The 17,908-nt window shown below is 72.3% G+C and carries 15 protein-coding genes; 10 read left to right on the forward strand and 5 right to left on the reverse strand.

Annotated elements, in window-relative coordinates; genetic code table 11:
• The first annotated feature begins 249 nt into the window (after positions 1–249).
• The gene (locus ACLZN2_RS30190; RefSeq protein WP_416982522.1) at positions 250–1,023 is read left to right on the forward strand and encodes a polysaccharide deacetylase family protein; all 774 of its coding nucleotides are present in this window, start codon (positions 250–252) and stop codon (positions 1,021–1,023) included.
• On the opposite strand, the gene ACLZN2_RS30195 is transcribed toward ACLZN2_RS30190, so the two are convergent.
• Positions 983–2,524, reverse strand: coding sequence for a hypothetical protein (locus ACLZN2_RS30195; RefSeq protein ID WP_416982626.1), 1,542 nt, complete (start codon positions 2,522–2,524; stop codon positions 983–985). The two genes, ACLZN2_RS30190 and ACLZN2_RS30195, sit on opposite strands and share 41 nt — an antisense overlap.
• 257 nt (positions 2,525–2,781) lie before the next feature.
• Between ACLZN2_RS30195 and ACLZN2_RS30200 the strand changes: the two genes are divergently transcribed.
• From ACLZN2_RS30200 to meaB, 3 genes are read left to right on the forward strand one after another with little or no spacing between them, the layout of a single operon-like run.
• Positions 2,782–4,590 carry a methylmalonyl-CoA mutase family protein gene (locus tag ACLZN2_RS30200; protein WP_416982523.1) on the forward strand — a complete coding sequence of 603 codons (1,809 nt, stop codon included), beginning with the start codon at positions 2,782–2,784 and terminating at the stop codon, positions 4,588–4,590.
• On the forward strand, positions 4,590–6,782 hold the full coding sequence (gene scpA / locus ACLZN2_RS30205; RefSeq protein WP_416982524.1) for a methylmalonyl-CoA mutase: 2,193 nt from the start codon (positions 4,590–4,592) through the stop codon (positions 6,780–6,782). Before ACLZN2_RS30200 ends, scpA begins: the two co-directional genes overlap by 1 nt.
• The gene (gene meaB, locus ACLZN2_RS30210; RefSeq protein WP_416982525.1) at positions 6,779–7,783 is read left to right on the forward strand and encodes a methylmalonyl Co-A mutase-associated GTPase MeaB; all 1,005 of its coding nucleotides are present in this window, start codon (positions 6,779–6,781) and stop codon (positions 7,781–7,783) included. Before scpA ends, meaB begins: the two co-directional genes overlap by 4 nt.
• Positions 7,784–7,797: 14 nt before the next feature.
• Here the strand turns inward: meaB and ACLZN2_RS30215 are convergent, their stop codons facing one another.
• Positions 7,798–8,382, reverse strand: coding sequence for an O-methyltransferase (locus tag ACLZN2_RS30215; RefSeq protein ID WP_416982526.1), 585 nt, complete (start codon positions 8,380–8,382; stop codon positions 7,798–7,800).
• Between the two features lie 106 nt (positions 8,383–8,488).
• Between ACLZN2_RS30215 and ACLZN2_RS30220 the strand changes: the two genes are divergently transcribed.
• Positions 8,489–9,574: a phosphotransferase family protein gene (locus ACLZN2_RS30220; RefSeq protein ID WP_416982527.1), complete on the forward strand. Its 1,086-nt coding sequence runs from the start codon at positions 8,489–8,491 to the stop codon at positions 9,572–9,574.
• 8 nt (positions 9,575–9,582) lie between these two features.
• On the opposite strand, the gene ACLZN2_RS30225 is transcribed toward ACLZN2_RS30220, so the two are convergent.
• Positions 9,583–10,536 carry a DMT family transporter gene (locus ACLZN2_RS30225; RefSeq protein ID WP_416982528.1) on the reverse strand — a complete coding sequence of 318 codons (954 nt, stop codon included), beginning with the start codon at positions 10,534–10,536 and terminating at the stop codon, positions 9,583–9,585.
• Positions 10,537–10,617: 81 nt separating this feature from the next.
• Here ACLZN2_RS30225 and ACLZN2_RS30230 point away from each other — a divergent pair, with 81 nt between their 5' ends.
• Together ACLZN2_RS30230 and ACLZN2_RS30235 are read left to right on the forward strand one after the other, a co-directional pair.
• Positions 10,618–11,544: a LysR family transcriptional regulator gene (locus ACLZN2_RS30230; protein WP_416982529.1), complete on the forward strand. Its 927-nt coding sequence runs from the start codon at positions 10,618–10,620 to the stop codon at positions 11,542–11,544.
• Between the two features lie 182 nt (positions 11,545–11,726).
• A complete protein-coding gene (locus ACLZN2_RS30235) occupies positions 11,727–12,731 on the forward strand; it encodes a sugar ABC transporter substrate-binding protein (protein WP_416982531.1) in 1,005 nt (334 codons plus the stop codon).
• 46 nt (positions 12,732–12,777) lie between these two features.
• On the opposite strand, the gene ACLZN2_RS30240 is transcribed toward ACLZN2_RS30235, so the two are convergent.
• Positions 12,778–13,779, reverse strand: a complete 1,002-nt coding sequence (locus tag ACLZN2_RS30240) for a LacI family DNA-binding transcriptional regulator (protein WP_416982533.1) — start codon at positions 13,777–13,779, stop codon at positions 12,778–12,780.
• 155 nt (positions 13,780–13,934) lie between these two features.
• Positions 13,935–14,906, reverse strand: coding sequence for a DUF3152 domain-containing protein (locus ACLZN2_RS30245; RefSeq protein WP_416982534.1), 972 nt, complete (start codon positions 14,904–14,906; stop codon positions 13,935–13,937).
• A 136-nt stretch (positions 14,907–15,042) separates the two neighbouring features.
• Here ACLZN2_RS30245 and ACLZN2_RS30250 point away from each other — a divergent pair, with 136 nt between their 5' ends.
• From ACLZN2_RS30250 to ACLZN2_RS30260, 3 genes are read left to right on the forward strand one after another with little or no spacing between them, the layout of a single operon-like run.
• Positions 15,043–15,738 carry a response regulator gene (locus ACLZN2_RS30250; protein ID WP_416982536.1) on the forward strand — a complete coding sequence of 232 codons (696 nt, stop codon included), beginning with the start codon at positions 15,043–15,045 and terminating at the stop codon, positions 15,736–15,738.
• On the forward strand, positions 15,735–17,282 hold the full coding sequence (locus ACLZN2_RS30255; protein ID WP_416982537.1) for an ATP-binding protein: 1,548 nt from the start codon (positions 15,735–15,737) through the stop codon (positions 17,280–17,282). Before ACLZN2_RS30250 ends, ACLZN2_RS30255 begins: the two co-directional genes overlap by 4 nt.
• Complete coding sequence (locus ACLZN2_RS30260; RefSeq protein ID WP_416982539.1) at positions 17,279–17,896, forward strand: hypothetical protein; 618 nt, start codon at positions 17,279–17,281, stop codon at positions 17,894–17,896. Before ACLZN2_RS30255 ends, ACLZN2_RS30260 begins: the two co-directional genes overlap by 4 nt.
• The last annotated feature ends 12 nt before the right edge of the window (positions 17,897–17,908 follow it).

Raw genomic sequence — 17,908 nt, forward strand, 5'->3', positions numbered from 1 at the left:
AGTGTGATCATAGTGTACTCGGAGTAGTCGTCGGCGCATGTGCGGCAGGCCGATCGGGGGGATCGCGCCCTGGGAGGTAACGGGCCAACCGGACCGGATCCCGCCGCTGCCCGCCGAGTTGTCCGCGAACTCCCCCGGAATTGTCCGTGATCCGTAACGAACGGATCCCATGGCCTCCTCTCCTCGTCCTGCCAGGTGATCGAAAGACGACCAAGGGTCGACGCGGAACTGCGGGAAAGTAGGACGGACATGGCGCGGCACGGCGACGGGCGGGGCTGGTACGGCAAGATGGCCGCGGCGGCGATCGGGGTGACGGTGCTGGCCGCCGGTGCCTCGGTGTGGACCGCGCAGGCCGGTTCCACGGGCGCCGGGTCCCCCCGGGCGACGAGCTCCGCCAAGCCGGGCGCCGACATCAAGCCGGTGGACGTGACCATCGCGCACGCCTCGGACAAGGGCGCGCGGGGGGTCAACATCACCATCGACGACGGCCCCGACCCCGAGTGGACCCCGCAGATGCTCGACCTACTGCGGGAGTACGGGGTGAAGGCCACGTTCTGCATGGTGGGGACGCAGGCGCAGGCCCACCCGGACCTCGTGAAGCAGGTGGTCGCGGAAGGGCACCGGCTGTGCGACCACTCGGTGTCGCACGACACCACCATGGACAAGAAGTCCGAGGCCTACCAGAAGCAGCAGATACTCGACGCCGAACGCATGATCACCGAGGCGTCCGGGGGCGTCCGGCCGATGTACTACCGGGCCCCCGGCGGCGCCTTCACCCCGTACAGCCGGGGGCTCGCCGCCTCCCGGGGCATGCGCCCGCTGGGCTGGAACGTGGACTCCAAGGACTTCGAGCGGCCGGGCGCCGACGCCATCGTCGCCACCGTCGAGCAGGAGCTGTCCAACGGGCCGACGATCCTCTTCCACGACGCGGGCGGCGACCGCTCCCAGACCGTCGAGGCCCTGCGCCAGGTCCTGCCCTGGCTCAAGGAGCAGGGCTATTCGTGCGGTTTCCCGGTGCGTTGACTGCGGGTGCGTTGATTCCGGGTGCGCCGATCGCCGGCGCGTTGGTTCCGGGGACGGACGCCAGGTAGACACGCAGTACGCCTGCCCGGGCCGGTGTCCACGAGCGGGCGTAGCCGGGTGGCGCGCCGCCCGGCCGTACGAGCACGGCGACGGGCTGACGCCGGGCCGTGGCGGCGATACCGGCCGCCGTGGTGTTGGCGTCGTGGCCGCCGGTCGCCGCGGACGCGCACCCCGCGTAGGAGGCGATCGGGACGTAGTTGTACCCGGTCACCAGGCAGGGCGGGCGTACGCCCAGGCGGTGCAGCGCGGCGGCGGTGCGGGCCCACTCGCGGTGGGCGGCGGTGGTGCGCCGCACGGTGTGTTCCAGCACCGCGAACTGCACGGCCAGGTGGACGGTCAGGGCGACCGTCACCAGGGCCACGGTCAGCCGCCGCCGGAACCGCCCCGGCGCCCTGACGGCATGCACCAGGAGATCGGCGACCGGCACCGCGAGCAGCGCGTAGGCGGGCAGCAGGAAGCGGGGTGCCGCGTAGCCGATCAGGAAGAGGTAGGGGAAGGCCGCCGAGGCCGCGCACGCCAGTGGTACCAGCGTGAGAGCCGGGCGCCGGGCGCGGACGGCGACGACGGCCGCGCAGACGGCGAGCAGCGGCAGGGCCCACCACCACAGGGTGACCACGACGGGCGGCGGGTCACCGGTGCACGGACGGCACAGCGTACGTCCGGACAGGCCGCGCAGCTGGTCCATGACGGCGATGTTCCAGCCGAGGCCGCCCTGGATGCGGGAGGCGTCGGACAGGCGCTGTGCCAGGCCGCCGTAGGAGACGTACGCCTCGATCACCCACTCGGCAGCCCCGAAAGCAAGTCCGCCGGCCAGCACCAGCAGCGGAGCGGGGCGCCGCCATCGCCGTACACCCACCAGAAGGACCAGCAGGGGCAGGGTCGCCCAGAGGGCGTCCGTGGGCCGCATCCAGGCCATGAGCGCGGCGCTCAGAGCCAGGCCCCACAGGGCGCGCGGGGTCCGGGCGCGCAGGAAGTACCCCGTGGCGGCCAGGGCGCCGACGGCGACCCAGTAGTTGGGCATGGCCTGCGGGCCGTAGAACAGCGTCACCCACAGGGTGGCGAACAGGGCGCCCGCGGTCGTGAGCACCCGGGCGGGGAAGACGCCCCGCCAGGCGCGCAGGGCGAACAAGAGCCCGAGCCCGGAGAGGACGGCTAGGTAGATCCGCAGCAGTGCGGTGGACGACGACCAGGCCACGACCGGCGCCACCAGCAGCGGGACGCCACGGGCGCGCGGGGCGCTGAAGAAGGCGGCCGGGGCGTGCGAGGAGACCTGGCTGACGTAGACCGACTCGTCCCAGCCGAGGCCCATCCAGGGCCGTACGAGGAGGAGTTGGGCCAGGGTGAAGGCGGCGGCCACGGCCAGGAGTCCCGCGTCGCCCCGGGACCGCCACGGGGAGCGGCCCGCCACCGGACCACGGGGTCCGCGCACACCGGTCAACATGGCCTGCGGGCTGTCCTTCACGACTCCCCCTGGTCCCTACGTCGGGCAGGTCATGGCGATCGCCCGGACGGGAGATCCCCTACGGGCCAACGTCCCAGGCACGAGGGGGACGGGCCTGCGGGGCAGGGCCGAACGGGCTAAAAGCGGCGGAAGAAAGGGCTCCGGGAGGCCGGTGAACGGGGTCACATTCTCGGGGAGGGCAAGGTCACAGCCGCGCGCTCTGCTGTGCCTTGAGGCCTCTGGCCTAACATCCGAGCATGACGGTCCTGCCTGACGACGGGCTTGAGCTGGCCGCCGAGTTCCCTGACTCCACCCACGAGCAGTGGCAGCGCCTCGTCGCGGGCGTGCTGCGCAAGTCGGGCAAGGACGTCGAGGGCGCTCAGGCCGAGGAAGCCCTGTCCACCGCGCTCGAGGACGGGCTGCGCACCCGTCCGCTGTACACCGCGCACGACACCGCGCCCGAGCCGGGTTTCCCCGGGTTCGCCCCCTTCGTGCGGTCCGGCCGGCCGGAGGGGAACACGCTCGGAGGGTGGGACGTACGGCAGCGGCACTCGGCGGCCGACAACGGTGCCGTGCTCGCGGACCTGGAGAACGGCGTCACCTCCCTGTGGCTGGTCGTCGGCGAGGCGGGCATCCCGGTGCCGTCGCTCGGTACCGTCCTCGACGGGGTCTATCTCGACCTGGCGCCGGTCGTCCTCGACGCCGGGCGTGAAGTCGAGCCGGCCGCACGGGAGCTGCTGCGGCTGTACGAGGAGCGCGGCGTCGCCAGGGACGCGGTGCGCGGCGGTCTGGGTGCGGACCCGCTCGGGTACGAGGCCCGTACCGGGCAGGCGTCGGACGTCGCGCCGGCCGCCGCTCTGGCGCGGCTGTGCGCCGAGGAGTACCCGGGGCTGCGGGCCCTGACGGTGGACGCGCTGCCGTACCACGAGGCGGGCGGCACGGCCGCCCAGGAGCTCGGTGCCTCCCTCGCGACCGGTGTCGCGTATCTGCGCGCGCTGACCGAGGCGGGGCTGAGCGTCGAACAGGCCTGCGCCCAGCTGGAGTTCCGCTACGCGGCCACCGCCGACCAGTTCCTGACGATCGCCAAGCTGCGGGCCGCGCGCCGGCTGTGGGCCCGGGTGGCCGAGGTGTGCGGAGCGCCCGGCGCGGGCGCCCAGGTGCAGCACGTGGTGACCTCGCCGGTGATGATGTCGCGCCGCGACCCGTGGGTGAACATGCTGCGCGCGACCGTCGCCACGCTGGCCGCCGGGGCGGGCGGCGCCGACTCGGTCACCGTGCTGCCGTTCGACGACGCGCTCGGGCTGCCGGACGCGTTCGCGCGCCGTATCGCCCGCAACACCTCGACGATCCTCATCGAGGAGTCGCATCTCGCCCGGGTGATCGACCCGGCGGGCGGCTCCTGGTACGTGGAGCGGCTCACGGACGAACTCGCTCGCGCGGGCTGGGAGTTCTTCCGTACGGTCGAGCGCGACGGCGGCATGGCGGCCGTCCTGCGCTCGGGCCGGATCCGCACCGACCTGGCGACGACGTGGGCGGAGCGTTCCAAGAGGCTCGCCAAGCGGCGCGAACCCATCACCGGCGTCAGCGAGTTCCCGTTCCTCGCCGAGAAGCCGGTCGTCCGGGAGAGCGCGCCCTCCCCCCGCTCCGGCGGTCTGCCGCGGGTGCGCCGGGACGAGGCGTTCGAGGAGCTGCGGGCGCGCTCGGACGCCCATCTCGCCGCGACGGGCTCCCGGCCGCGCGTGTTCCTGGCGGCGCTCGGCCCGGCCGCCGCGCACACCGCGCGGCTGACCTTCGCCGCGAACCTCTTCCAGGCGGGCGGCATCGAGCCCGTCACCGAGGGCACGTTCGAGGAGAGCGGCGCCACGGAGGTCTGCCTGTGCTCCAGCGACGCGCTGTACGAAGAGCAGGCCGGGGCGGAGGCCGGGCGGCTGAAGGCGGCCGGTGCCGCGCGGGTGTTCCTCGCCGGGCGTCCGGGGCAGTACCCGGATGTCGACGCGTACGTCTTCGCGGGCTGTGACGCGGTCGCCGTCCTGTCCGCCACCCTCGACCGCATGGGAGTGTCCTGATGACCGCCCCTTCTGGCCCCTCCATCCCCGACTTCTCCGGGATCGAGCTGGGGACCCCGGCCGTCGACGGCGGCGCCGACGAGTGGCGTACGGCCGTGAAGAAGGCGGCCGGCGGGGACGATCTGCTCTGGGACACCCCGGAGGGCATCGCGGTCAAGCCGCTGTACACCGGGCAGGACCTGGAGGGCCTGGACTTCCTGGGCACCCACCCGGGGATCGCCCCGTATCTGCGCGGCCCCTACCCGACGATGTACGTCAACCAGCCCTGGACGATCCGTCAGTACGCCGGCTTCTCCACGGCCGAGGAGTCCAACGCCTTCTACCGCCGCAACCTCGCGGCCGGTCAGAAGGGCCTGTCGGTCGCCTTCGACCTGCCCACGCACCGCGGCTACGACAGCGACCACCCGCGGGTGACCGGTGACGTCGGCATGGCGGGCGTGGCGATCGACTCGATTCTCGACATGCGGCAGCTGTTCGACGGGATCCCGCTGGACAGGATGACGGTGTCGATGACGATGAACGGCGCCGTGCTGCCGGTCCTGGCGCTGTACATCGTGGCGGCGGAGGAGCAGGGCGTACCGCCCGAGAAGCTGGCCGGGACCATCCAGAACGACATCCTCAAGGAGTTCATGGTCCGCAACACCTACATCTATCCGCCGAAGCCGTCGATGCGGATCATCTCCGACATCTTCGCGTACACCTCGCAGCGGATGCCCCGCTACAACTCCATCTCCATCTCCGGCTACCACATCCAGGAGGCGGGCGCGACGGCCGATCTGGAGCTGGCGTACACGCTCGCGGACGGGGTGGAGTACATCCGGGCGGGCCGGGAGGCGGGCCTGGACGTGGACGCGTTCGCGCCCCGGCTGTCGTTCTTCTGGGCGATCGGCATGAACTTCTTCATGGAGGTCGCCAAGCTGCGGGCGGCGCGCCTGCTGTGGGCGAAGCTGGTCGGGCAGTTCGACCCGAAGAACACCAAGTCGCTGTCCCTGCGCACCCATTCACAGACCTCGGGCTGGTCGCTGACCGCGCAGGACGTCTTCAACAACGTCACGCGGACGTGTGTGGAGGCGATGGCGGCGACCCAGGGCCACACCCAGTCGCTGCACACCAACGCCCTCGACGAGGCGCTCGCGCTGCCCACCGACTTCTCGGCGCGCATCGCCCGCAACACCCAGCTGCTGATCCAGCAGGAGTCCGGCACCACCCGGGTGATCGACCCGTGGGGCGGCAGCGCGTACGTGGAGAAGCTGACGTACGACCTCGCCCGCCGGGCCTGGCAGCACATCCAGGAGGTGGAGGCGGCGGGCGGCATGGCCAAGGCGATCGACGCCGGCATCCCCAAGCTGCGCATCGAGGAGGCCGCGGCCCGCACCCAGGCCCGGATCGACTCCGGCCGGCAGCCCGTCATCGGAGTCAACAAGTACCGTGTGGACAGCGACGAGGCGATCGAGGTCCTCAAGGTCGACAACTCCTCCGTACGCGCCCAGCAGATCGAGAAGCTGCGGCGGCTGCGGGCGGAGCGGGACGAGCGGGCCTGCCAGGACGCGCTCGACGCGCTGACGCGGGCCGCCGGCGGCGAGGGCAACCTGCTGGAGCTGGCGGTGAACGCGGCCCGCGCCAAGGCGACCGTCGGGGAGATCTCCGACGCCCTGGAGAAGGTGTACGGGCGGCACGCGAGCCAGATCCGTACGATCTCCGGCGTGTACCGCAACGAAGCAGGCGAGTCCCCGTCCGTGGACCGCACCCGCGCCCTGGTGGACGCGTTCGCGGAGGCCGAGGGCCGTCGTCCGCGCATCCTGGTCGCCAAGATGGGCCAGGACGGCCACGACCGCGGCCAGAAGGTGATCGCCACCGCGTTCGCCGACCTCGGCTTCGACGTCGACGTCGGCCCGCTGTTCCAGACCCCGGCCGAGGTGGCCCGGCAGGCGGTCGAGGCGGACGTGCACATCGTGGGGGTGTCCTCCCTGGCCGCCGGACACCTCACCCTCGTACCGGCGCTGCGCGAGGCGCTCGCCGAAGAGGGGCGCGAGGACATCGTGATCGTGGTCGGCGGGGTCATCCCGCCGCAGGACGTGCCGACGCTCCTTCAGATGGGCGCGGCGGCCGTCTTCCCGCCGGGCACGGTCATCCCGGACGCGGCGCACGACCTGGTGGCGAGGCTGGGTGCCGACCTCGGGCACGAGCTGTGATCGATGTCGACGCGTATGTGAAGGGTGTGCTCGACGGGAAGCGGGCGCTGATCGCCCGTGCCATCACCCTAGTCGAGTCCACCCGCCCCCAGCACCGGGCGCCGGCCCAGGAGTTGCTGACCGCGCTGCTGCCGCACAGCGGCCGGGCGCGGCGGATCGGGATCAGCGGGGTGCCGGGGGTCGGCAAGTCGACGTTCATCGACGCCTTCGGCACCCTGCTGACCTCGCTGGGCCACCGGGTGGCGGTGCTGGCCGTCGACCCCTCGTCAACCCGTACGGGCGGATCGATCCTGGGCGACAAGACCCGGATGGAGCGCCTCGCCGTGGACCCTGCGGCGTTCGTACGGCCCTCCCCCAGCGCGGGCACCCTCGGCGGGGTCGCCAAGGCGACGCGGGAGTCGATGGTGGTGATGGAGGCGGCCGGGTACGACGTGATCCTCGTGGAGACGGTCGGCGTCGGCCAGTCCGAGACCGCGGTGGCCGACATGGTCGACTCCTTTCTGCTGCTCACCCTCGCCCGCACCGGCGACCAGCTCCAGGGCATCAAGAAGGGCGTCCTGGAGCTGGCGGACGTGATCGCCGTGAACAAGGCGGACGGCCCGCACGAGCGCGACGCGAAGGCCGCGGCGCGTGAACTCTCCGGCGCCCTGCGGCTGATGCACGGCCCCGACCCGGCCTGGACCCCGCCGGTGCTCAGCTGCAGCGCCCGGGAGTCGACCGGCCTGGACACCGTCTGGGAGCGCCTCGAACAGCATCGCGCGCTGCTGGACTCGACCGGCCGGCTCACCGCCAAGCGGCGGGACCAGCAGGTCGGCTGGACCTGGAGCATGGTCCGCGACGAACTCCTCGGCCGGCTGCACGCCGATCCGGCGGTACGGGCCCTGGCGCCGGCCCTCGAACAGCGGGTCAGGGACGGCGAGTTGACGGCCACGCTGGCGGCGGAGCGGATCCTGGAGGCGTTCGGGGGGCCCGTGCGGGAGCCGCCGCCGGTCGACGGCTGACACAGGCCCTGAGCTCAGTCCACGGGCGAGCGCACCGCCATCAGCAGCCCGCTCGCCCAGGCCAGACGGACGCACCGGAAGTCCTTCCGCTCCTCCAGCTCGCCCAACAGCCGTTCCACGGAGGCCCCGTGGCCCTCGGGCCAGCCGGGCTGCGGGTCGAGGTCGTCGATCAGATAGGTACCGCCGGGGGCGACCAGGTCCAGTGCCCGGTCGAGGTGGGTGAACTTGCCCGGCCAGGTGTCCGCGAACACCAGGTCGAAGGGCGCGCCGTCGTACTCCTCCAGCCACGCGCCGCCGTCCCCCTGGACGAAGGTCACCCGTTCGTCGGAGCCCAACTCCTCCCGGGCGACGGCCTGGTGGGCGGGTTCGAGTTCCACGGTGACCAGGCGGGCGGCGGCGCTCATGCCATCGAGGAGCCAGGCGGTCCCCTCGCCCGTCCCGGTGCCGAGTTCGAGGATGCGCCCCTCGGGACGCGCGCCCGCGAGGACGGTCAGAAGGCTTCCGGTGCGGTCCTCGCAGGACATGATGAAGCCGGCGGCGCGGGTCCTGGCGCGCAGGGCGGGCAGGGCGGCGGGGAAACGGCGCGGTGTGTCGTCCATCCGGAGATGGTGCGGGTGTCGTGTCCTCACGGGCAAGCGAAAAGCCTCGCGGCGGTTCGGAGCCTGGCTCTCAGCACTGGACCGGGATCGGCGCACCCCGCAGAATGTGAGCGCTCTCAAGCACCCCGTGCCGACGACACCGGAAGTGAGCCGCCGCATGCAGAGCCTGACCAAGCGCCGTCTGTCCGCCGAGGAGCTGGACGGCCTGATGCGCGAGGCGACGGGTGTCGGGTGCCGGCTGGAGGCGGAGTTGACCGACGGCTGGTTCAACACCGCCTACCGGGTGCGGTTCGACGACGGCCGTGCGGCGGTGGTGAAGGTCGCGCCGGCCGCCGACGCCCCCGTCCTGCGTTACGAGCGGGGGATCATGGGGACCGAGGCGCTGATGTACCGGCGGCTCGCGTCCCTGGCCGACGGCCGGGTGCCGACCCCGGAGCTGCTGTACGCGGGGGACGACTTCCTCGCCGTGTCCGTGCTGGAGGGCACTCCGTGGGACAAGGTGGCCGACCGGCTGCCCGCCGGTACCGGGAGCGCTCTGCGGCGCGAGCTGGGCGCGATCACCGCCCGGTTGCACACCCTGGTCTCCGAGGACGGGCGGTTCGGCTATCCGGCCCCCGAGTCCGGACTGTCCGCCCCCGACTGGCGGACGGCCTTCACCCTCATGGTGGACGCGCTGCTGGACGACGCCGCGCACTGGCGGTCCGACCTCGGTGTGACGGCCGCGGAGGTCCGGGCACTGGTGGCGGCGGGCGCGGACGCCCTGGACGAGGTCACCACGCCCTGTCTGGTCCACTTCGACCTGTGGCCGGGGAACATCTTCGTCAGCGTCTCCGACGAGGACGTGGAAGGGGACGGGGACGGGGACGGGGACGGGGACGCCGGCTCGGACGTCCGGATCACCGGTCTCATCGACCACGAGCGGGCCTTCTGGGGCGATCCGGCCGCCGAACTGATCTCCCTGGAGTTCGGCGGGGACGTCGGTCCGGACAGTGATCTCGTCGCCGGATACCGCGAGGCCGGGGGCCGACTGGACTTCACCCCCGCCCTGCGTCACCGGCTGGCGCTCTACGGCCTCTATCTGGGGCTGCTGCTGGTGGCGGAGTGCGGACCGCGCGGTTACGAGGGGGACCGCGTCACCTGGTCCCGGGGATACCTGTCCGAGCGCGTGGCCGCACTCCGCGCGCTCGGATAGGCGATCGCTCAGGGAGTCGGTGCCGGAGTCGGCGTCGGCGCCGGCGCTGACTCGGCGGGGCGGGCGTTGTCGGTGGGGCGAGGCTGCCGTGTCCGGCGTTCGACGGCCTGCCCCCAGTACGTCCCGGTGACGATCAGCGCGGCTCCGAGCGCGGAGAGCACGGTGATCCGTTCGCCGCCGAAGCCGATGCCGACCAGGAGGGCCCAGACCGGTTCGGTGCCCAGCAGCAGGCTGGCGCGGGTCGGTGAGGTGCGCTGCACCGCCCAGGTCTGGGCCAGGAAGGCGAACAGTCCGCAGAACAGGGCCAGATAGGCGAGTTGGGCCCAGGTGGCGGCGTCGATGCGGGCGAGCTCCGGCAGCCCGGCCGCCGCGAAGGGCAGGAACAGGACCGTGCCGACGACGACCTGAACGGTCGTCAGCTGCAGCGGACGTATCGCACGGCCCGCGGTGAGCCGTCCGACGAGGACCACATGGCCCGCCCGGACCACCGCCGCCGCGAGTATCAGCAGATCACCGGCGCCGGGAGCGCGCAGACCGGTACCCGACACGAGCAGGCCCACGCCCGCGACGCAGAGACCGGCCGCGAGGAAGAACGTCGGCGGCGGTCCGCCGGGGCGTCCCGCGCGGTCCAGCAGGGGGGTGAGGACGAGGGTGAGGCTGATGATCAGGCCCGCGTTGGCGGCACTCGTGTGGGCGACGCCGTACGTCTCCAGGACGAGGACGGCGGCCTGGGTGACACCGAGCAGGGAGCCCCGTAGCACCTCGTCCCGGGTGAGGGGACCGGTGCTCCCGCGCAGGGCGGTGACCACGGCGACGCTGGCGAGGGCGGAGATGGCGTAGCGCAGGAAGAGGACGAGGAGCACCGGTGTGGTGGCCGTGGCCGTCTTGGCCGACAGGTAACTGGAGCCCCAGACCACGGCGACGGCCAGGAGCACCACATCCGTACGACGGGTGGTTGCCATGGGATCCACCCTCCCGGACCAGCATTTTGAAGTAAACGACGAGTTGCTCAAGCAACCCTTAAGCGAAGCTACACTGGCGGCGTGGACGAGAGGCAGCTGCGCGTGCTGCGGGAACTGGGCGAGCTGGGCAGTGTCACCGCGGTCGCCGAGGCGATGCGGGTGACGCCCTCGGCGATCTCGCAGCAGCTGCGGCTGCTCCAGCGGTCGATCGCGGTGCCGCTCACCGAGCGCGACGGGCGGCGGCTGGTCCTCACGGCCGCCGGGCAGGCGCTGGCCGACGCGGCGATCGGGGTGGAGACGGCGCTGGCCCGCGCGCGCCACGCCGTGGACGAGTTCGTCGAACGGCCCGACGGGGCGGTGTCGGTGGCGGCCTTCCACAGCGGGGCCGCCGCGTTCTTCCCGCTGCTGCTGCGCGGCCTGAGCGCCCCGGGATCACCGCTCGTCTCGCTGCACGACGAGGACGTGGCGCAGGACGGCTTCCCGCCCCTGACCCGCCACTACGACCTCGTCCTCGCCCACCGGCTCGACCACGCTCCGCCGTGGCCCAGGACCGCGACGGCCACCGCGCTGCTGCGGGAGCCGCTCGACATCGCCCTGCCCGCCGGCCATCCGCTGGCCGCCCGGGCCGAGCTGACCCCGCAGGACGTCGCCGGTCTGCCCTGGATCACCGTGCACGACGGCTTTCCGCTCATGGCGACCATCGACGCCGTCTCCGCCGCCGCCGGACGCAGGGTGGGGATCGTCCATCGCATCAACGAGATCGCGGTGGTCGCGGAGGTGGTGGCCGCCGGCGGTGGAGTCGCCCTGATGCCCCGCTGGACCTCCCGCCCGCACCCGGACGTGGTCCTGCGCCCCCTCAGCGGCATCCACGCCCGCCGCCACATCGACGTGCTCCACCGCCCCGAACGCGCGGCCCGCAGAGCCGTACGCACGGTCCTCACCGAACTCCGCCGAGCGGCGGAGACGGTACGCGGCAGGGGCGGCGACGCCCCGGACCCACCCGAGTAGCCGGGAAGCCAACCGGGCTCGCCTTGTCAAAACGTCATGACATCGACGCTGACATCGACGTTGACATCACCGTCGGACGGCTCCATAGTCTGGGCACTAGAGCGCGCTAATCTCGCGCGCTAGCAGGCGCGCCGCCTCAGCCATCCACACCCACCCCGACAGCACAGCGAGGTGCGAGGGACATGCGCAGACATCATCGAGCCGCCGCTCTGACCGCGACCGTCCTGGCGGGCACCCTGTTCGCGGCCGGCTGTTCCAGCGGCTCCGGCGGGAAGAAGGCCGAGGAGAGCGCGAACGACGCCTCCGCGGGCAAGGCCGACACTCCCCGGATGACGGTCGCCATGGTCACCCACGCCTCCCCCGGCGACACGTTCTGGGACCTGATCCGCAAGGGCGCCCAGGCCGCGGCCGCCAAGGACAACATCAAACTCGTCCACTCCAGTGACCCCAACGCCGGCAACCAGGCCAACCTGGTGCAGAACGCGATCGACCAGAAGGTCGACGGCATCGCGCTGACCGCCGCCAAGCCGGAGGCGATGAAGGACGTGGTCGCCAAGGCCACGGCGGCCGGTATCCCGGTGGTCGGCTTCAATTCCGGTGTCGACGACTGGAAGTCGCTGGGCATGCTGGAGTACTTCGGTCAGGACGAGAACATCGCGGGTCAGGCCTTCGGTGAGCGGCTCGGCCAACTCGGTGCCCAGCACGCCCTGTGCGTGATCCAGGAGCAGGGGCAGGTCGCCCTCGAGGCCCGCTGCGCCGGTCTGAAGAAGGGCTTCAGCGGCAAGACCGACATCCTCTACGTCAACGGCACCGACATGCCGTCGGTGAAGTCGACGATCACCGCCAAGCTCAAGCAGGACAGTTCGATCGACCAGGTGGTCACACTCGGCGCGCCGATCGCGCTGACCGCGGTGCAGTCGCTGTCCGACGCGGGCACGAAGGCCAAGGTCGCCACCTTCGACCTCAACGAGTCGCTGGTGAAGGCCGTCCAGGACGGCACGGTCGAGTTCGCCGTCGACCAACAGCCCTATCTGCAGGGCTACTTGGCCGTGGACGCCCTGTGGCTGTACAAGACCAACGGCAACTTCAGCGGAGGCGGCACCGCGCCCGTCCTGACCGGGCCGGCCTTCATCACCAAGGACAACGTGGACTCGGTGGCCGGGTTCGCGGCGAACGGGACCCGCTGACGGGGCGGTCGGCGTCCGAGCGGTCGGCGTCCGGGCACCGTACGTCTCAGGCCGTGTCCTTCGGCGCCGGCCCGCTCGTCCCCCGGATCACCAGCTTCGGCTCCAACACCGCTTCCCTCGGCTGGAGTTCGGGGTTCTCCAGCCGTTCCACCGCGTAGCGCACGGCGTGTTCCGCCATCAGTACCGAGTCCTGGCGGACGGTGGTCAGGCCGATCGGCATCAGATGGGAGAGGTGGCTGTCGTCGTAGCCGACGACGGACAGATCGCGGGGCACCTCCACGCCGGCCCGGGTCAGGGACATCAACAGGCCCATGGCGCACCGGTCGTTGCCGGCGAGGACCGCCGTCGGCAGCGGCCGGCCCTGGTCGCGTTCGGCGAGGAGGACGCGGCCTGCCTCGATGCCCGACGCCTCGGTGTGGTCGCCTGGAATGACCCGGACCTCGGCCTCCAGTCCGTGCCGGCGCATCGCGGCCCGGTAGGCACGCCGCCGCTCGACGGAACCGGGCCCCCGGCCGCCGTCGATGTGCACGATCCGGCGGTGCCCCAGTTCGACGAGGTGGTCCGTGGCCTGCCGTACGCCCTTGCCCTCCGCGGTGTGGACGAAGTCCACGTGGGCGTGGGGGATCCGGCGGCCGACGGAGACGGCGACCGTACGGCGCCCCACGTCGTGGAGGAACGCGGGCTCGGCGAAGGAGCCGAGCAGGATCAGCGCCTCGCAGCGGTGGCTGAGCAGCGCCTCGACCGCCTTCTCCTCGCTGCGGCTGCGGGTGGAGCCCGACAGCAGGACCTCGTAGCCGAGGCGTTCGGCCTCGGGGTAGATGGCCTCGATGAGGTTGGTGTGGAAGGTCTGCTGCACGGTGAACATCACGCCGAGGGTGCGGCTGCGGCCGCGTGCCAGCAGCCGGGCCGCGCTGTCGGGCCGGTAGCCGATCTCGTCGGCGACCTTCAGCACCCGCTCCCGGGTCTCCTCGCTCGCGCCCGGCTGGTTGCGGAACACGATGGAGACCAGCGCCCGTGAGACGCCCGCCTTCGCGGCGACGTCCGCCATCGTGGGCCGCTGCCTGCCCGAAGCACTCACCTGAACCGACCCTTCCACGCACCCGCCCCGGCGGCGTGGCGGGGGCTCCCGGCCATCACCCCGCGAGCTCCCGGCCATCGCCGTTGACCTGCCCTGTAGACCGTGGTCATCGTACTCGGCGCCAGTCAGGGCACCGCGGGGCCGGTGATCTCGTTGCCGTCGGCGTCGTAGGGCCAGACGTTGGGGACGCAGCCGTTCATGCCCTTGATCTGCTGCATCATCGCGGGGGCGGGCTTTCCGGCGCCGGGGCAGCCGACGTGGTTGTGGCCGAGGAAGTGGCCGACCTCGTGGTTGATGATCAGCGCCCGGTAGGAGCGGACGTCATCGGCGTAGACGGGGGTGGCCAGTTCCCAGCGTTCCAGGTTGACCATGACGTTCCCGAAGACGCTGCAGTTGTAGTCGCCGTGGGTGTCCAGCCCGCCCTGCAGGCAGATCTTGTCGACGGTGCCGGGGGTGGCCACCTTGACGACGAAGTCGGTGCTCCCGCTCGCGACCCGCCGGAAGGTGGACACGCCGTCGGCGGTCCAGCCGCGCGGGTCGGCCAGGATGTCCTCCACCTGCTGGGCGACGTCCGCGGTGGAGAGATCGAGCCCGGTTTCCACCTCGACCCGGTAGGTCAGCGTCTTCCCCTTGCCGGTCCCGACTCGGTCGCTGCGGCCGGACGCGATGACGAAGGTGCCCGGACCGGTCCTGGGGATGGTGACGGCGGTCCGGGAGGGGCTCGGGGACGAGCCTGCCGACGCCGAACCGCGCGAGCCGGATGAACCGGATGAATCAGCTGAACCGGTCGAGCCGGACGAGGAGTTGCCCGGGCGCGGGGTGGTCCGGCCGGGGGTCGGGTCGGCCGACCCGGAGGCGCTCGGCCCGGCCGACCCCGAGGCGCTCGGTTCGGCGCTCTCGGAGCCGCCCGCCTTCGCCGGTACGTCCTTGTCGCCCGGCAGCGCCCACCCCACTGCGGCGAAACCGGCGATCCCGAGGACGGTCGTCGCCGCGAGCCCTGCCCACAGCGGCCCTTTCCCGCGGCGCCGCCCGGAGGCGTGCACGGGGCCGCGCCGACGGCGGCGGATGGTGGACGGCTCTGCTGTGTGGTCGCTCATGTTCAGCCAGACTGTGATGTCATGCGATCGGATCCGACTGAGACAGTAACGGAACCGTAACGAATGATCATCCGATCTATGTGATCATCCGGTAACAGTGGTCCGGTCGGAGGCGGACGGTCCGGATACTGAGCCCATGCCACGTGTTCTGCTGATCGAAGACGACCGCGCCGTCCGGGAAGGGGTCGTACTGGGGCTGCGCCGCCAGAGCCATGAGGTCGCCGCCGTCGCGACCGGGGAGGACGGCATGGAACGGCTGCGGTCCTTCCGTCCCGACGTCATCGTGCTCGATCTGATGCTGCCCGGCATGAGCGGCCTGGACGTGTGCCGCGGGATCCGCTCCGTCGACCAGACCCTGCCGATCATCATGGCGACCGCGCGCGGGGACGACGTGGATATCGTTGTCGGTCTCGAGGCGGGCGCGGACGACTACGTCGTCAAACCGGTGCAGGCCCGGGTGCTGGACGCCCGGATCCGCGCCGTGCTGCGCCGGGCGGGCGGGGCGGCACCGGGCGGCGGCGGGCTGCCGAAGATCGACACGCACGGGGAGCTGGCCATCGACCGGGCCGGGCTGACCGTCACCGTGCGGGGCGCCCCGGTCCAGCTCGCCCCGTCCGAGCTCCGGCTGCTGCTGACCCTCTCCGCCTCGCCGGGGCAGGTGTTCAGCCGGCAGCAGCTGCTGGAGGCGGTCTGGGAGCACAGCTATCACGGCGATGCCCGGCTGGTGGACGCCTGCGTCAAACGGCTGCGCGCCAAGATGGGCGACCCACCGCGCGAGCCCCGCTACATCCAGACCGTGCGCGGCTTCGGCTACCGGTTCGCGTCCCGGTGAGACGCGGCGTGCGGGCGGGAGCCCACAGGAACAAGAACAGGGTGAGCGCTCCGGCCAAGGGGGCGCGCACTCCGGCGCGGGTGGTGATGCGTGGGCTGCGCGTACGGCTCGTGGTGGCGTTCGGGCTGGTCGCCGCCCTGGCCACCACCACGACCGGCGCGCTGACCTTCCGGGAGGCCCGCAACGGGTTCCTCCAGCAGAGCCAGGACACCGTGATCCGTCAGCTGCGCACCCAGGTCAGCCGACTCGCCACCGGCATCCCCTACCCGCCGACCGAGGAGGCCATCGCGCGGTACGCGGCCGAGGTGGCCGGCGCCGAACCGTCGGGCACCTGGCGCGCCCTCGTCACCTACAAGGAGCTCAGCGCGACCTCGGTGCCCGGCGACGCGTTCGAAGAGGTGACGCCCGCCGTGCGCGAGGCCGTCGACTCCAGTCTGGCCACCGTGTTCCAGCGGGTCAGCACCGGTGGACGGACCTCCCTGGTCGTCGGCATGTCGGTCGTCTTCAAGTCCGACGAGGGCAATCGGATACGCACCGGGGTCCAGGTCTTCCTGATCGTGCCCCAGACCGACGAGCAGCGCTCCGTCGACGCTCTCGTCACGGCCATCGAGCGGGCGACCGCGTCGGCCCTCGGCGTCGCCGTGCTGCTCGCCCTGTTCGCGGCGCGCGGGGTACTGCGGCCGGTGCGGGCGCTGCGCCGGGCGACCCGCAGCATCGCCGAGGGCCGGCTCGACACCCGGCTGGACGTCAACGGCTCCGACGAACTCGCCGATCTCTCCCACACGTTCAACGAGACCGCGTCGGCGCTGGAGAAGTCCGTCGCCGAGCTGCGCGGCATGGAGGCGCGGGCCCGCCGCTTCGCCTCGGACGTCTCCCACGAGTTGCGCACCCCGCTGGCCGCCATGTCGGCGGTCACCGACGTGCTGGACGAGGAGGCCGCCCGACTCGATCCGGACACGGCCACCGCGGTACGGCTGATCAGCGAGGAGACCGTGAAGCTGGCCCGGCTGGTGGAGGACCTGATGGAGATCTCCCGCTTCGACGCGGGGGCGGCGGAACTGCACCTGGACGAGATCGACCTCGCCGAGTCGGTGCGGCGCACGCTCTCCTCCCGTGGCTGGTCGGACCTGGTGGAGACCCGGCTGCCGGGGCCCGACGAGCTCCGCGGCCGGGTCGACCCGCGCCGGCTGGACGTGATCGTGGCCAACCTGGTCGGCAACGCCATGCGGCACGGCACCCCGCCCATCCGCCTGACGCTGTCCGAGGGCGGACCGCACGCCACCCTGCGGCACATGGTCGTCGAGGTGGCCGACAGCGGGCCCGGCATCCCCGAGGACGTACTGCCGTATGTTTTCGACCGTTTCTACAAGTCCGACAGCGCGCGCACCCGCACCGAGGGCAGCGGGCTGGGCCTGGCGATCACCGAGGAGAACGTACGGATGCACGGCGGCACCGTCCGCGCGGCCAACCACCCCGGCGGCGGCGCCGTCTTCACGGTGGAACTCCCGCTGCGGCGGGACGAGTCGGCCTGGGAGAGCATATGACGAGCCCGCCCCGCCGAGCCCCCTGCCGAGCCGCTCTGCTGGTCGTCGGCGCGGTCCTCGCGCTCTCCGCCTGCGGCATTCCCTCGACCGGCGTGGTCGAGGCGGGCGATCCGGCGAGCGGGATCACGGCGACGACCCCGCTCTACTTCGTCCAGGACGGCACCCTGGTCGTCGTGATCCGCGCGGTCCCCGAGGCCGGGGACCCCGCGGCGGCCATCCAGGAACTGCTCGCGGGCCCGGACGTGGTGGAGCGGTCCAAGGGGTGGACCACGCGTGTGGCGCGCGCGTCGGAGCAGGCCTCCGTCTTCCCGACCGCCGAGCCCGCGCAGCCCCAGGAGGACATCGTCGAATCGGACGCCACGGCGGGCCCCTCCGCGTCCGAGGCCGCCTCACAGGAGCCGATACGGGCCACGACGGAGAACAACCGGGTGTCGGTCGTACTGCCTCGGGACGTGGACACGGACTTCTCCGCCCTGGCGCAGCGGCAGCTGATCTGCACGGCGGGCCGGGCCCTTCGCCTCAACCGGCCGGACCCGGTGACGGTGACCGTGACGGTGACCGCCTCCGGCGGCCGGCGCGCCGAGGGCTCCGACGAGGACTGCCCCGAACCGTAGGGCGGCGCGAAC

This window comes from Streptomyces sp. T028, assembly GCF_048159505.1.
Lineage (GTDB): Bacteria > Actinomycetota > Actinomycetes > Streptomycetales > Streptomycetaceae > Streptomyces.

Excerpts from the sequence above, each read along its gene's own strand:
- ACLZN2_RS30190 (WP_416982522.1), top strand. The coding sequence starts at position 250 with ATGGCGCGGCACGGCGACGGGCGGGGCTGGTACGGCAAGATGGCCGCG.
- ACLZN2_RS30245 (WP_416982534.1), bottom strand. The coding sequence starts at position 14,906 with ATGAGCGACCACACAGCAGAGCCGTCCACCATCCGCCGCCGTCGGCGC.
- scpA (WP_416982524.1), top strand. The coding sequence starts at position 4,590 with ATGACCGCCCCTTCTGGCCCCTCCATCCCCGACTTCTCCGGGATCGAG.
- ACLZN2_RS30260 (WP_416982539.1), top strand. The coding sequence starts at position 17,279 with ATGACGAGCCCGCCCCGCCGAGCCCCCTGCCGAGCCGCTCTGCTGGTC.
- ACLZN2_RS30225 (WP_416982528.1), bottom strand. The coding sequence starts at position 10,536 with ATGGCAACCACCCGTCGTACGGATGTGGTGCTCCTGGCCGTCGCCGTG.
- ACLZN2_RS30195 (WP_416982626.1), bottom strand. The coding sequence starts at position 2,524 with ATGTTGACCGGTGTGCGCGGACCCCGTGGTCCGGTGGCGGGCCGCTCC.
- ACLZN2_RS30200 (WP_416982523.1), top strand. The coding sequence starts at position 2,782 with ATGACGGTCCTGCCTGACGACGGGCTTGAGCTGGCCGCCGAGTTCCCT.
- ACLZN2_RS30215 (WP_416982526.1), bottom strand. The coding sequence starts at position 8,382 with ATGGACGACACACCGCGCCGTTTCCCCGCCGCCCTGCCCGCCCTGCGC.
- ACLZN2_RS30250 (WP_416982536.1), top strand. The coding sequence starts at position 15,043 with ATGCCACGTGTTCTGCTGATCGAAGACGACCGCGCCGTCCGGGAAGGG.
- ACLZN2_RS30235 (WP_416982531.1), top strand. The coding sequence starts at position 11,727 with ATGCGCAGACATCATCGAGCCGCCGCTCTGACCGCGACCGTCCTGGCG.
- ACLZN2_RS30240 (WP_416982533.1), bottom strand. The coding sequence starts at position 13,779 with ATGGCGGACGTCGCCGCGAAGGCGGGCGTCTCACGGGCGCTGGTCTCC.